Origin of the sequence: Sphingomonas parva (ex Maeng et al. 2020) (assembly GCF_004564275.1) — a bacterium.
GTDB lineage: Bacteria > Pseudomonadota > Alphaproteobacteria > Sphingomonadales > Sphingomonadaceae > Allosphingosinicella > Allosphingosinicella parva.
Map to the genome: position 1 here is coordinate 61,015 of NZ_SPDV01000021.1, position 14,035 is coordinate 75,049.

The window sequence follows — 14,035 nt, forward strand, 5'->3', positions numbered from 1 at the left end:
GCCCCCTCCATCCCCGGGGCCCTTGTGGCGGCAACTCCTTTATCTCTGATTAAGGACCCGCGGCGGGAACGAGAAAGCATTTATGAAGGTTTGCCAGCCATGTTGGACGACATGGCTTCCCGACCGCACGCATTCATGTTCCAGAACGGCGCCCCCGGCCGCGTCGAGCTCGTCCTCACCACGGCCGACGGCCATCCCTGGGCGGTGACCATGTCGGCGGGAACGGAGCGCTTCATCGGTCGCTATCCGCGCCTCAACCGGCTGCTCGTCGTCGACGGGCCGCTGCTCGATTATCGCGCCGCTTATCCCGGTCTCTGACCGGCCGGCGCGAGCGCCCGCTCAGAGCGGGCTGACGTCGATTCCGCGCGCCGCCAGAACGTCACGCATCTCGAAATAGGCCGCCTTGGTCCTGTGGTTCGGGATCGAGGGGTACAGATGGTGGACGAGGTGGGTCTCCATTCCCATCGACATGATGTGGCCGAGCCGGCTCTTGAACACCTTGGTGTTCTCGTACCGGCCCTGCTTGGTGCGCGGGTGGTGCGGCGCCCAGCTCAGATAGAAACGGATGTAGGACAAGGCGATATGCCGCGGCAGCCACCAGATCGCCGCGATCACCAGCGCGTAGCCGCTCCACGCCATCGCGAAGAAGAAGGCCATCGCGCCGAGCTGGAGGAGGGCGGTGTCGCGCTGCGCGCGCCGCGAGGCGGGCGAATCGAGCTCGGCCAGGATGCGCTTGTAATGGTGGATCGAGCCGCCGTTGCGCGGCTGGCGGTTGAGCCAGGTCTTGACGATCGCCTGCCAGGCGCTCGGCGCCTCGTCGGGATAGTCCGGATCGCGCAGCGGATCGTTGCAATGGTAATGATGCTGCAGGTGCATGATCCGCGCCATGCTGAACGGGAAGATCAGCGGAATCGTGCTCACCTGCCCGACCAGCTCGTTCAGCCAGCGCAGCGGCTCGCCCTTGCGCGCGATGTTGCTGTGCATCGCCTCGTGCGACGTGACGTAGCCGCCGGTGGCGAGCGTCGCCGAGACGAGGAAGCCGAGCCACAGCGGGATGATTCCGGCCATCGCCAGCGGAAACAGCGCCACCCAGAGCGCGAAGCCGCCGAGGGCGGCGACCGAATAGCCCCACATCGGCACGCCCATGTGCCGCGCGGCGATCTCCCGCTCGCGCAGCAGCAGCTGCCGCCGCTCGTCGCGCGCAGGACCGGCGGCAGGGGTGCGGACCTCCGGCGCGGCGTCCGCGGCGCGGCCGGCGACGGTCTCGAGAGGCTGGGCGCTCACAGCCAGCTGCCCTTGATGGTGGCGTAGCCGCCCCACAGGGATCCGAAGATCAAGCCGGCCGCGAGCGGGGAGAGGGCGAGCGGAGGCGCGATCCCCGCGAGCACGATCAGCTCGGCCGTGACCGGCGCGATGAAGCCGATACCAAACAACAACGGCATCACGAAGAAGATGCCTTTCAGCGCCTGCTGCATGGTTCCGGAATTTCCCCTTTGCCCCTCAATTCTCAAGCCGAATAGCATGGCGGCCGCAGCCAGGACAATCATGGTGGACGCCGCGTTAATCATCGGCGCCGAGGCGAAAGATCCGCAGCAGAGAGGGCGCCGCGCACGCGCACGGAAACAGTCGCTCCGATCGTCCGTTGTCGGGACATGTTCGATGCAGATCCTTCCCGCCGCCCCGCACCGCGCGCCGCCTTGTTCGACGTCGACGGTACGCTCGTCGACACCAACGATCTCCATGCCGTCGCCTGGGCCGAGGCGCTCCGCCATTTCGGCCACGACTTTCCGGTCGAGACGATCCGCGAGCAGATCGGCAAGGGCGGCGACAATCTGATCCCGACCCTGCTCGGCGACATCCCCGAGGCAGAGCGCGAGGCGCTGGAGGGTTTCCGCGGCACTCTGTTCAAGCGCGACTATCTTCCGCGCGCCGCGCCTTTCCCCGGCGTCCGGCCGCTGTTCGAGCGGCTCGCGGCGGACGGCGTGCGCATCCTCCTCGCCTCCTCGTCGAACCAGGACGAGGTGGCGTTCCACCTCGCCCTGATCGGCTGCGAGGATCTCGTCTTCGCGACGACCAGCCGCGACGATGCGGCGCATTCCAAGCCGTGCCCGGACATCTTCGAGGCGGCGCTCGACAGGGCCGGCGTCGCCGCCGAAGAAGCGATCGTCATCGGCGATTCCCCGTGGGACGTCCTTGCCGCACGGCGCGCCGGCCTGGCCGTGATCGGCTTCCGCTCGGGCGGCTTTTCCGACGACGCGCTGCTCGATGGCGGCGCGATCGCCTTGTTCGACGGCCCGCGCGATCTCCTCGCCCGCTACGCGGCATCGCCGTTCGCGAGGTTCCATGCCGAAGCTTGAGGACGCCGCCGAGCCGTTGCTCGCGGCCGACGTCGAGGTCGTCGAGGCGGTCCAGCCGATCCGCGACAATCCTGTGTTCGAGCGGCTGGCCGATCTCGGCGACGAGCCGCAGCTGCGCATCCTCTGCGCGGCGACCATGGCGCTCGGCGCATTCCAGCAGGATCGCCGTCTCGTGCTCGCCGGCGCCCGCATGCTCGCGGCGCACACGCTGGCGACCTTTGCCAAGGACTTCGTCAAGCATCGGATCGACCGCACCCGGCCGCGCTCGCTCGGCCGGGCCGAGACCGATCATCGCCTGGCCCCCGGCCGCAGCCGCGCCAAGGAGGAGAGCAGCTTTCCTTCCGGCCACGCCGCCGGAGCGGCCGCAGTCGCGCGTGCCTTCGCCCGCGCTTTTCCCGAAGCCGCGGCACCGGCCTATGCCGCCGGCGGTGTCCTCGCCGCCGCGCAGATTCCGCGCTGCGCGCATTATCCGACCGACGTCGGCGCCGGTCTGGCGATCGGCATCGCCGCCGAGGCAGCGCTGGACGCCGGTCTCGCCCTCGCCGCGAAGGCGCTGCGTCCGTCCTCCCCGGAGGTGCCGCCGCTTGCGTTCCCGATCGTGCTGCCGCTCCCGCCCGGCACCTGATCGCACCCTCTGGCAAGAGCGGGCGGCCTGCATTAGGTCCGCAAGCAGCTTCCCAGCGCTTTCCAGGAGTCCGCCGCGTGCGCCAGTCCGTCTTCCGCCTGCCGATCCTCGCCCTTCCGCTTCTCGCCCTCGCCGCCTGCGCCCCGACCGCGGAGCAGGCCCAGCCGGAAACCGCCGGCCTGGTCGCCCCGGTCCTGACGGGCGCCGATGCGGTCGACAGCTCGACCCATGCCCGCCCCGCCGAGGCGCGCGTCACCCATGTGGCGCTCGATCTCGCCGCCGATTTCGCGGCGAAACGCCTGTCCGGCACCGCCACGCTTGATGTCGAGGCCGCCCGCGGCGCCAGGGAGATCGTGCTCGATTCCAAGGGTCTCGAGATCGCCTCGGTGACCGACGGGCAGGGCAGGGCGCTGCCCTTCGCGCTCGGGGCGTCCGATCCCGCGCTCGGCGCGCCGCTCACCATCCAGCTGCAGGGCGCGCGGCAGATCCGCATCGCTTACGCCAGCGCGCCGCAGGCCGAGGCCCTGCAGTGGCTCTCGCCCGAGCAGACCGCGGGCAAGCAGCACCCGTTCCTGTTCAGCCAGGGCCAGGCGATCCTCAACCGCACCTGGATCCCGACCCAGGACAGTCCGGGCATCCGCCAGACCTGGGAGGCGAGGATCGTCGTTCCCGAGCCGCTGACTGCGGTGATGAGCGGCGAGCGGCTGAGCCCGGAGGGCGAGCCCGCCGCCGGCGGCCGCGCCTTCCGCTTCCGCATGGACAAGCCGGTCGCGCCCTATCTGATCGCCATCGCGATCGGCGATCTCGCCTTCCAGCCGCTCGGGCCGCGCACCGGCGTCTGGGCCGAGCCGGCGACGATGCCCGCCGCCGCGGCGGAGCTGGTCGATACCGAGAAGATGGTCGCCGCCGCCGAGGCGCTCTACGGTCCCTATCGCTGGGGCCGCTACGACATGATCGTCCTGCCGCCCGCCTTCCCCTACGGCGGCATGGAGAATCCGACGCTCACCTTCCTGACGCCGAGCTTCATCGCCGGCGACCGCAGCCTCGTCGGCCTTGTCGCGCACGAGCTCGCGCACAGCTGGTCCGGCAATCTCGTCACCAACGCCGTCTGGCCGGACAGCTGGCTGAACGAGGGCTTCACCTCCTATTTCGAGAACCGCATCATGGAGGCGCTCTACGGCAAGGCGCGCGCCGCCCAGGAGGAGGCCTTGTCCTTTTCGGAGATCGAGGGGGCGCTGACCGAGCTCGGCGCCACCGCGCCGGGCACCCGCCTCCACAATCCGGACGAGGACAATGAGGGCGGCGCCAGCGGCATCGTCTACGACAAGGGCGCGGCCTTCCTGCGCACGATCGAGCGGACCGTCGGGCGCGAGCGCTTCGATGCCTATCTGCGCTCCTATTTCGATCGTCACGCCTTCCAGCCGATGACGTCGGCCCGCTTCCTCGCCGATCTGCGCGCCAATCTGGTGCGCGGCGATCAGGATTTCGAGCGGCGCCTGATGCTCGATCAATGGGTCTATCAGCCGGGCCTGCCGTCGAACGTCGCGCGGCCCGATCCGGCCGCCTTCGCCGCGGTCGACCGCGCGGTCACGGCCTTCAACGCCGGCGGCCCGGCCGCGGCGGTGCCTTATGGCGGCTGGACGACGGCGGAGCGCCTGCGCTTCCTCAACGCTCTGCCGCGCACGCTGCCGCAGCCGCGGCTCGCCGAGCTCGACCGCGCCTTCCAGCTCTCGCAGAGCGGCAATGCCGAAACCCTGTTCGCCTGGCTCCAGCTCGCCCTCGCCAACCGCTACCAGCCCGCCGTCGCGCCCGCCGAGCGCTTCCTGATGTCGCTCGGCCGCCGCAAGTTCGTCGCCCCGCTGTTCGAGACCCTGGTCGCCCAGGGCGACTGGGGCCGCCCGATCGCCGAGCGCATCTACGCCAGGGCACGGCCGACCTACCACGCGGTCACCACCGGCACGGTCGACAAGATCATGGGGAAATAGCGCCTGCGAGGATTGTGTAACCCTCACGTGACAAGCTACGTGAGGGTTACATTATGCATATACGGGGTGATTCTGCTGCACCTCTTCCTGGGCACGTCATCCCGGCGGACGCCGGGATCTCCGGTCGGAAAGGCGCCGCGCTCAAGGGAGGCGCGGCTCCTCAGGCGTTGATCGTCTCCCACAGATCCGCCCAATCGGAATTGACGGCTTCGATCAGCTCGATCTTCCAGGCGCGCCGCCACTCCTTCAGCGCTTTCTCGCGCGCGATCGCTTCGTCGATCGTGGGATAGTGCTCCGCGTAAACGAGTCGGTTGAGGTTGTAGCGCCGGCAGTGTGCTGATCCCGTACCCGCGCGATGCTGCGCCACCCGCGCCACAAGGTCGGCGGTGACGCCCACGTAAAGCGCCCCGCCGGGCTTGTTGGTCATGATGTAGGCCCAGCCGCCTTTCACCCCGTGAGGATGCGCCGGTGCGGCCATCTGCGCCAGCGCCCTACCGACCGGGGATTCCGGCTTTCGCCGGAATGACGGTGTTGGAAGGAGCAATGCTGCTTAGCAAACGATCTATTGCGTAAACACAACAAACCATGTAGCAAACCCACATGTTCAACCGAATCGCCCTACTGCGTGCCGACGGCAACGTGTCCCGCAAGGCGCTGGCGGAGGCGGTCGGGGTGAACCCGCAGACGATCGGCTATCTGGAGCGGGGCGACTATAAGCCGAGCCTCGAGCTGGCGATGAAGATCGCCGCTTTCTTCGGCGTGCCGGTCGAACTGGTCTTCTCCTTCACCCCGTTCGAATCGGTCACCGACGCGCTGAAGCGCGTCCAGGAGGCATCATGACGAGAATGATCGCACGGCATCGCGCGGCCGCCGGAATCCTCGCGCTCCTCGCCCTGGTCCTGTTCTACACGCTGCCGGAGGAGACCGGCGATGCCTGGGGCGATGTGGCCATGGCGACCCTCGACGTCCTCATGCTGCTGGTCGTGATCGCCGGCGGCTGGGCGCTGTTCACCTCGCCGTATTTCAACATCCTGCACCGCGAGAGCCCGCTCCGCCGGGCGGCAACCGGCATCACCGATCTCGACGAGCGCGAGCTGGCGCTGCGCGATCGCGCCAGCGGGCTCACCTACAATCTGTTCGTGGTCCTGAACATGATCGCCATAGGCGCCCTTGCGCTCGCCATCGAACAGGCCTGGGTCGTGCTCGACGGCGACATGCTGATGAAGGCCTTCATTCCCTATTCCTACGTCAGCCTGTTTCTGCCGGTGCTGACTCTCGAGTGGTTCGAGCCGTCCTCGCTCTGGGCGACGCCGATCGACGATGAGGAGGAAGCGTGATGCCGTTGCTCGAGAGCCTGGACCGCTTCGTCCATCGGACGCGCCTCGACATCCTGACCCCGCACGCCGAGCGGCGCCGGCGAAGCTTCCGCTGGCTGCCTGCCGCCTCGCTGGCGGCTCTGCTCATCGGCTACGCCCTCGTCGCCGCCTCGACGCGCGGCGCCGTATCGCCGCAAGCCGGGTTCACGGGCGCGCTCGCGTTCGTCGCCGGCTGCACCGCCGCGACCGTGCTCCGCCTGTTCGGACCGCGTCTCGATCCCGATCCGGCCGCTGCGCTGGACGAGCGCGAGATCGCGCTGAAGGCCCGCGCCGGGAGCCTCTCGGGTGCGATCCTTCTCTGGGGCGCAATGCTGTTCTGCTTCTACGCGGGCTATGCCGCTGCGGTGGGCGCGTGGATACCGGCCAACGTCACCGAATGGGTGCTGCTCGGCCTCGGCCTCCAGGCCGCGGCGCTCGCTTTGCCGGTGCTGGTCGCGAGCTGGCTGCAGCCGCGGCTCGACGCGGAGGAATAGGGGAGGGCGTGCCTAGTTCGTCACCCGGCGAAAGCCGGGATGACGGTCTTGCGCCCGGAGCTCGCGCCCCATCGCGGCGACCCGCCTTGCGACCAACCGTTCGGCGCATTCTCACGACTCCCGGACTTCTCCCGAAGCGCTGTTTTGCAAGCGAAAAGCGGCTCCGTTCGCCGCATCTTCAGCGCCGAAATCTGTGCATAACTCATTAAGGCTCTTGGCGGCGGATTCGAGTTGCGGCACAAACGGTTGTGGCGCTGCCATGGGGGTGACGCTAGCACTTGTAGGCGTTCGCTGCGGTCCCCATATCGGTCCGCAGTCGGAAACGGGCTGCCCTGTGGAAATCGGGGACAAGCCGAATAAGCGCCGCGTCCCCCTTCGCAATCGCGCTTATACTGGGCTAGAGCCTGCGGAACGGAATAAGAACAAGGGGTGTGAGCATGGACCTGAGCGGCAGCAGCGAAATCGCGTCGGACGACGTCACGGTCGCGAGTCCGGCGGCGGAGAGCAAGCCGGCCAGGCCGGCGATCTATCCGCTCCAGGTGGACCGCAGCCGCGACGAGCTGCTCACCGATTTCGGCAAGGACACGCTCAAGGATCGCTATCTCCTTCCCGGCGAATCCTATCAGGACCTGTTCGTCCGCGTCTCCTCGGCTTATGCCGATGACGAGCTGCACGCCCAGCGCATGTACGATTACATGTCGCGTCTGTGGTTCATGCCGGCGACTCCGGTCCTCTCCAACGGCGGCACCGGCCGCGGCCTGCCGATCAGCTGCTATCTGAACAGCGTCGACGACAGCCTCGACGGCATCGTCGGCACCTGGAACGAGAACGTCTGGCTGGCCAGCCGCGGCGGCGGCATCGGCACTTATTGGGGCAGCGTCCGCGGCATCGGCGAGCCGGTCGGCCTCAACGGCAAGACCTCGGGCATCATCCCGTTCGTCCGGGTGATGGATTCGCTCACCCTCGCGATCAGCCAGGGCTCGCTGCGTCGCGGCTCGGCCGCCTGCTATCTCGACATCTCGCACCCGGAGATCGAGGAGTTCCTCGAGATCCGCAAGCCGTCGGGTGACTTCAACCGCAAGGCGCTGAACCTCCACCACGGCGTGCTCGTCACGGATGCGTTCATGGAAGCGGTCCGCGACGGCGCCGAATGGACGCTGCGCAGCCCGAAGGACGGCTCGGAGCGCGGCAAGGTCGACGCCCGCGCCTTGTTCCAGAAGCTGGTCGAGACCCGTCTCCAGACCGGCGAGCCCTACATCATCTTCATCGACAAGGTGAATGCGACGATGCCGCGCCACCAGCGCGACCTCGGGCTCAAGGTCTCGACCTCGAACCTCTGCTCCGAGATCACGCTGCCGACCGGCATCGATCACCTCGGCAACGCCCGCACCGCGGTCTGCTGCCTCTCCTCGCTCAACCTCGAGACCTGGGACCAGTGGAACGGCGATCGCCGCTTCATCGAAGACGTCATGCGCTTCCTCGACAACGTGCTGACCGATTACATCGATCGCGCGCCGGAGGAGATGGCGCGGGCCAAGTACAGCGCGATGCGCGAGCGCTCGGTCGGTCTCGGCGTGATGGGCTTCCACTCGTTCCTGCAGGCGCGCAGCATCCCGTTCGAGGGTGCCATGGCCAAGTCCTGGAACATGCGCATCTTCAAGCACATCAGCGCCCAGGTGAACGAGGCGTCGATGATGCTCGCGCACGAGCGCGGGCCGTGCCCGGACGCCGCCGACATGGGCGTGATGGAGCGCTTCAGCTCGAAGATGGCGATCGCGCCAACCGCGTCGATCTCGATCATCGCCGGCGGCACCTCCGCCTGCATCGAGCCGATCCCGGCCAATATCTACACCCACAAGACGCTGTCGGGCTCGTTCTCGATCCGCAATCCGTATCTCGAGGCCCTGCTCAAGGAGAAGGCGAAGAACTCCGAAGGCGTGTGGTCGTCGATCCTCGAGCGCGGCGGCTCGGTCCAGCACCTCGATTTCCTCACCCAGGAAGAGAAGGACGTGTTCAAGACCAGCTTCGAGATCGACCAGCGCTGGCTGATCGAGCTCGCCGCCGATCGCACGCCCTATATCGACCAGGCGACCTCGCTGAACCTGTTCATCCCGGCCGACGTCGACAAATGGGACCTGCTGATGCTCCATTATCGCGCGTGGGAGCTCGGCATCAAATCGCTTTACTATCTGCGCTCCAAGTCGGTGCAGCGCGCCGGCTTCGCCGGCGGCGTCGAGGCGGACAACACGCCCGACCTCAAGCAGATCGAGCTCGCCGCCACGACCGATTACGACGAATGCCTGGCCTGCCAATGACCCCCCGGGTCATTGGCCGGAACAGGCCAGGCACTCTGGCCTGCCAATGACCTCCGGGTGATTGGCCGGAACGGGCCAGGCTGCAGCGGCATGAATCCCTCCTGAGGGCCCGCGCAGATCGATGAAGGGGTCGGCGCCGACATCGGCGCCCGGCCCCTTTCGCGTTCCTGGAGGCCTTCCGGCCGATGCCCCTCAGGGCGGCCACGACCCCGGCGGGGAGGTGCGTCCTCCCCCGCCGGCGATGCTAAGGACGGGCCGCGGCCGGCGCGTTATCGGTAACATTGAGTGGCGGACAGAAACCGGTTTCCGTCTTCTACCCGCAACTGAAATCACCACGTTGACGAACGAATAACTGAGGCATAGCCTCCGAAGTTACCGGTAACATTACGCGACGAGAGAACCGCGGAGCCGGCCAACAGGAGGGGAAGATGATGATTCGTTCGTTCCGGCCCACTGTCCGCCGCACGCTCGCGATCTCGGCCATGCTGATGGCCGGCACCGCCTGGCCCGCGCTCGCCCAGGCCGGCGCCGATGGGCAGGGCCAGAGCGGCACCGTGCAGAACGAGGGCGCCGGTGCCCTGACGGAGGACTCCGCGACGGTGACGCAGACCAGTCCCGAGGACGGTGCGAGCACGCCCGGCGCGCCGGCCGGCGAGGACATCGTCGTCACCGGCTTCCGCCGCAGCCTGCAGAGCTCGACCAACGCCCGGCGCGAGTCGGTCGGGTTCAGCGATTCGATCTTCGCCGAGGACATCGGCAAATTCCCCGACACCAACATCGCCGAGAGCTTCAACCGGGTTCCCGGCGTGACGATCAGCCGCGAGGTCACCGGCGAGGGCCTGAACGTCGCGATCCGCGGCCTCGGCACCAACTTCACGCGCGTCCTGCTGAACGGAGCGCCGGTCGCCGTCGCCTCGACCGGCCGCACCGATTCGCAGAGCACCAACCGCGAGGTCGATCTCGATCTGCTGCCGACCGAGCTCTTCACGCAGCTCACCGTCAACAAGAGCCCGCTCGCCAGCATGGTCGAAGGGGGCGCGGCCGGCACCGTCAACATGCGCAGCGCACGGCCGTTCGACACCAAGGGATCACGCCTTACCTATTCCATTCAGGCGACGAAGAATTCCGAGGCAGACGACTGGGGCGGCCGGGGCTCGGTGATCGCCAGCACGACCTTCGGCGATTTCGGGATTCTCGTCGGCGCCGCCGTCGTTCGCAACAAGGTGCGCACCAACGGTTTCGAGACGATCGGCTACACCAATCCCAACCTCTCGGCCGCGCAATGCGGCGCCACGACCGGGTGCAACGCGACCGGAGGCGGCAACTGGACGATCCCGGCGACCGTTCCTTCCAATGCCGGCAACGGTCTCACCCCCGGTGCGACGATCGACCGGGCCTTCCTGCTCGCCAGCAATCCGGGCCTGACCATCCAGCAGATCGACAATGCGATCCTGCCGCGGCTCGGCCGCCCTTCGGAGGTCTACGGCTCGCGCAACCGCTACAACGGCATCGTCGCGCTCGAATGGCGCCCGAGCGACGCGCTGCATTTCTACGTCGATTCGATGTACGGCAGGAAGGAGAACGATCTCCAGCGCGTCGACATGAACTGGATCGGCCGCAACGGCGCGGCCATCCCGCTCAACATGACGGTGGATCGGGACGACTGCTCGCAGGGCTGCGTCGTCACCGGCGGCACATTCGCCAACGCCCAATTCTTTCTCGAATACCGCCCGTTCATCGAGGACACCTCGTTCTGGGGCGTCAATCCTGGCCTCGAATGGCAGATGGCGGACGAGATCAAGCTGGATCTCCAGGCCAATTACAACCGCAGCCGCTTCCACCGCGAATCCCCGTCGGTGCTGTTCCAGACCGTCCCGAACTCCGGGGTGACCGTCGATTACGCCAACGACGGCAGCGTGCCCGTCATCACCACCAACGTCGATCTCGACGATCCCGCGAACTTCGGATGGAACGGCGGACGGGTGAACATCCAGGACGAGCGCCGCCGCACCGAGAGCAAGGGCATTCGCGGCAGCCTCACCTTCGGCGACGAGGCGTTCAACATCCGCGTCGGCGGCGCCTATGACGACATCGAGCGCAGGATCCAGGCCTTCGACAACAGCCAGGCGTGGCAGAATGCGGTCTGCGGCAACAATCCCAACGTCTTCCTGCCGGGACCGAACAGCCAGCCGCCCTGCCAGGGCCTGAACGCGCCCGGCGCCGCGCCGGCCGGCTACCCGACCTACCCGGGTCTCGGCACCGGCTTCTCCGCCGGCATGAGCGGCCCGGTCGTCTACGGCGGTTCGCTCGTCCCCAACGCCGCCGTCCCGACCTACCTGCGGCCGGGGCCGAGCGGCTTCGTCACGCTCGATTGGGAGAAGTTCAAGCAGGCGACGAGCTACGACGCCTTCCACGACGCGGCGCCCGAGACCGGTCAGGCGAACACCGGGGCGAACGGCGGCTATGTCCGGGAGGAAACCACCGGCCTGTTCATCGAGGCCAATGGCGACACGGAGCTGGGCGGCAACCGCCTGCGCTACAATGTCGGCATGCGCTACGTGCGCACCAGCCAGACGATCGGCGGGCGGGTGTCGCTGCCCGATCCCCGCAACGTCGATCCGGCCAACATCCCGCCCGGCCAGACCCAGATCGCCGACGGCGCCCGCTATCCCAACATCGTCAATTTCGCGACGACCAACAACAAGTACAACAACTGGCTGCCGTCGCTCACCCTTGCCTACAACGTCGCCGACAATGCGATCGCCCGCGTCGCTCTGTCGCGGACGATGACGCGGCCGGACCCGAACGCGATGCTGCCCGGGGTCAACTTCAGCAACCCGTCGGCCGACATCGGCTCGGTCGGCAACCCGGCCCTCGACCCCTATGTCTCCGAGAACATCGATCTCGGCTTCGACTATTTCACCGGCGGCGAGGGGATGATCGGCGTCGCCGCCTTCCGCAAGAAGATCACCGGCTTCACCACCACCGGCACGACGACGGTGCCTTTCTCCTTCCTCGCCACCTACGGCATCACCTACGACGCGCTCACCCCCACCCAGCAGGCCGCGATCAACGCGCGCGGCGGGCCGGCCGCGGCGACGGTGGTGCTGAACCAGCAGGTCAACGCGACCGGCACGCTGACCGTGAACGGCCTCGAGTTCAGCGTCGTCCAGCCGCTCGATTTCCTGCTCGGCCGCTATCTCGGCATCGACGGCTTCGGCGTCAGCGGCAATCTGACGATCATCGACCAGAAAGGCAGCGGCGCGGCACCGGCCACCGCGCTCGGCGTCGCCGAATATACCTACAACGTCACTGCGTACTACGAAGGCCATGGCGTCAGCGCGCGGCTGTCGACCACGTTCAACAAGGGTTCGCAGACCAGCGGCACCAACCAGAACGGCATTCCCCAGGCCGCGCTGTTCAGCGACGATTATCAGCAGTGGGACTTCTCCTCGAGCTTCAATCTCGAGGAGATCCTCGGCACGCGGCACCTGCCGGAGCTGACCTTCGACGTGATCAACCTCTTCAAGGCCGATCAGCGGTCCTACTTCCAGTTCCCCAACGCCGCCTTCACTTTCTACAATCCGGGACGCACGGTGATGATCGGCCTGCGGGGCCGGTTCTGAGGTCCTCCCCTGGGCGGCCGGCTCCGGCCGGCCGCCTCCTTGTTCACGGCGCGGGTCGGTTGTGCGATCTTGGCCTGCGGCTCTATGGCCGCACGCGATCCGGCATTTCTTACTGACGAGACCAGGTGGCCCAGGAAATTGCACGCCGCCCGAAAGGCGCGGCGACCATCCATGACGTAGCCAGGCGCGCCGGCGTCTCGTCGATGACCGTGTCGCGGGTCATCAACGGCGAGACGCGGGTCCGCGCCGCAACCCGGACGCGGGTCGATGCGGCGATCCGCGAGCTCAACTTCGCGCCCAATCCGGCCGCGCGGACGCTCGCCGGCGGCAGCGCGCTGCGGCTCGGCCTGGTGCTCAGCATCCCGAACGCCGCCTATCTCAGCGAATTCTTGGTCGGCGCGCTCGAGCGCTGCAGCCAGATCAACGCCCAGCTGATCGTCAAGAGGTACATGCCGGGCGAGGACCTCGCGGCCGCCGCCGACATGCTGATCGACGCGCGCCTCGACGGCGCGATCCTGCCGCCGCCGGTCTGCGACGCCGAGCCTCTGGTCGCGCGGCTGCGCGCCGCCGGCATCGCCCTGATCGCCACCGGCTCGATGCGCCCTTCGAACACGCTCGCCTCGATCGGCATCGACGATTTCGCCGCCGCCCGATCGATGACGCGCCACCTCGTCAGGCTCGGCCACCGCCGCATCGGCTTCATCACCGGCCGGCCGGAACACGCCTCGAGCAGCCTCCGCCTCCAGGGCTATCGTGCCGCGATGGAAGAAGCGGGCCTTGCGGTTGCGCCCGAACTGGTCGCCGCCGGCACCTTCACCTATCATTCGGGGCTCGACGCCGCCGAGAGGCTGCTCGGGCACATGCCGATGCCGAGCGCGATCTTCGCCAGCAACGACGACATGGCCGCCGCCGCGGTCGCGGTCGCGCACCGCCGCGGGCTCGACGTCCCCGCCGATCTCTCGGTCGTCGGCTTCGACGATACGCCGCTCGCCACCACCATCTGGCCGGAGCTCACCACCGTCCGCCAGCCGGTCTCGACCATGTCTGAGGAAGCGGTGACGATGCTGACCGAGCTGATCCGCGAGCAAAGGGACGGCGGCGGCCAGGAGCCGCCCCACCGCCTGCTCGATTTCGAATTGATCCGCCGTCAGTCGGACGCCGTTCCCAAGAGCCGCCCCCCGGCGCTCTGATCGCCGCCTCGAGGGCTGCCGCGCGCGCGCCGCCGCGCGTCGGGTCCCGTGCAGCGGAACTTCTCCCTCCCTCCGGCATCCAATCGGC

Annotated in this window: 13 protein-coding genes; 10 read left to right on the forward strand and 3 right to left on the reverse strand. The window is 67.9% G+C overall.

All coding sequences use genetic code 11. From position 1 onward, the window contains the following. Positions 1-111 precede the first annotated feature (111 nt). A complete protein-coding gene (locus tag E2493_RS12235) occupies positions 112-318 on the forward strand; it encodes a hypothetical protein (protein ID WP_225421433.1) in 207 nt (68 codons plus the stop codon). 21 nt (positions 319-339) lie between these two features. On the opposite strand, the gene E2493_RS12240 is transcribed toward E2493_RS12235, so the two are convergent. After that, entirely contained in the window at positions 340-1,284 is a 945-nt protein-coding gene (locus E2493_RS12240; RefSeq protein WP_135087166.1) for a fatty acid desaturase, read from the reverse strand. Continuing rightward, positions 1,281-1,568 carry a hypothetical protein gene (locus E2493_RS12245; protein WP_225421435.1) on the reverse strand — a complete coding sequence of 96 codons (288 nt, stop codon included), beginning with the start codon at positions 1,566-1,568 and terminating at the stop codon, positions 1,281-1,283. Before E2493_RS12245 ends, E2493_RS12240 begins: the two co-directional genes overlap by 4 nt. Before the next feature lie 84 nt (positions 1,569-1,652). Between E2493_RS12245 and E2493_RS12250 the strand changes: the two genes are divergently transcribed. The 3 genes from E2493_RS12250 to E2493_RS12260 all read left to right on the forward strand — a co-directional run bounded on the left by E2493_RS12250 (position 1,653) and on the right by E2493_RS12260 (position 4,967). Further along, entirely contained in the window at positions 1,653-2,357 is a 705-nt protein-coding gene (locus E2493_RS12250) for an HAD family hydrolase (protein ID WP_135087170.1), read from the forward strand. Next, positions 2,344-2,982, forward strand: a complete 639-nt coding sequence (locus E2493_RS12255) for a phosphatase PAP2 family protein (protein WP_167737505.1) — start codon at positions 2,344-2,346, stop codon at positions 2,980-2,982. Before E2493_RS12250 ends, E2493_RS12255 begins: the two co-directional genes overlap by 14 nt. Before the next feature lie 77 nt (positions 2,983-3,059). Next, positions 3,060-4,967, forward strand: a complete 1,908-nt coding sequence (locus E2493_RS12260) for a M1 family metallopeptidase (protein WP_225421436.1) — start codon at positions 3,060-3,062, stop codon at positions 4,965-4,967. A 160-nt stretch (positions 4,968-5,127) separates the two neighbouring features. On the opposite strand, the gene E2493_RS12265 is transcribed toward E2493_RS12260, so the two are convergent. Continuing rightward, positions 5,128-5,445: a GIY-YIG nuclease family protein gene (locus tag E2493_RS12265; protein WP_135087174.1), complete on the reverse strand. Its 318-nt coding sequence runs from the start codon at positions 5,443-5,445 to the stop codon at positions 5,128-5,130. Positions 5,446-5,567: 122 nt separating this feature from the next. Here E2493_RS12265 and E2493_RS12270 point away from each other — a divergent pair, with 122 nt between their 5' ends. The 6 genes from E2493_RS12270 (at position 5,568) to E2493_RS12295 (ending at position 13,947) form a co-directional block, all read left to right on the forward strand. Continuing rightward, a complete protein-coding gene (locus E2493_RS12270) occupies positions 5,568-5,807 on the forward strand; it encodes a helix-turn-helix transcriptional regulator (protein WP_135087176.1) in 240 nt (79 codons plus the stop codon). Further along, a complete protein-coding gene (locus tag E2493_RS12275) occupies positions 5,804-6,304 on the forward strand; it encodes a hypothetical protein (RefSeq protein WP_135087178.1) in 501 nt (166 codons plus the stop codon). Before E2493_RS12270 ends, E2493_RS12275 begins: the two co-directional genes overlap by 4 nt. Continuing rightward, a complete protein-coding gene (locus tag E2493_RS12280; protein ID WP_135087180.1) occupies positions 6,304-6,816 on the forward strand; it encodes a hypothetical protein in 513 nt (170 codons plus the stop codon). The genes E2493_RS12275 and E2493_RS12280 overlap by 1 nt, the downstream gene beginning before the upstream one ends. A 437-nt stretch (positions 6,817-7,253) precedes the next feature. Next, the gene (locus E2493_RS12285; protein ID WP_135087182.1) at positions 7,254-9,131 is read left to right on the forward strand and encodes a ribonucleoside-diphosphate reductase subunit alpha; all 1,878 of its coding nucleotides are present in this window, start codon (positions 7,254-7,256) and stop codon (positions 9,129-9,131) included. A 428-nt stretch (positions 9,132-9,559) separates the two neighbouring features. Then, positions 9,560-12,757, forward strand: a complete 3,198-nt coding sequence (locus tag E2493_RS12290) for a TonB-dependent receptor (protein WP_225421440.1) — start codon at positions 9,560-9,562, stop codon at positions 12,755-12,757. 125 nt (positions 12,758-12,882) lie between these two features. Next, positions 12,883-13,947, forward strand: a complete 1,065-nt coding sequence (locus E2493_RS12295; protein ID WP_135087184.1) for a LacI family DNA-binding transcriptional regulator — start codon at positions 12,883-12,885, stop codon at positions 13,945-13,947. Positions 13,948-14,035 lie beyond the last annotated feature (88 nt).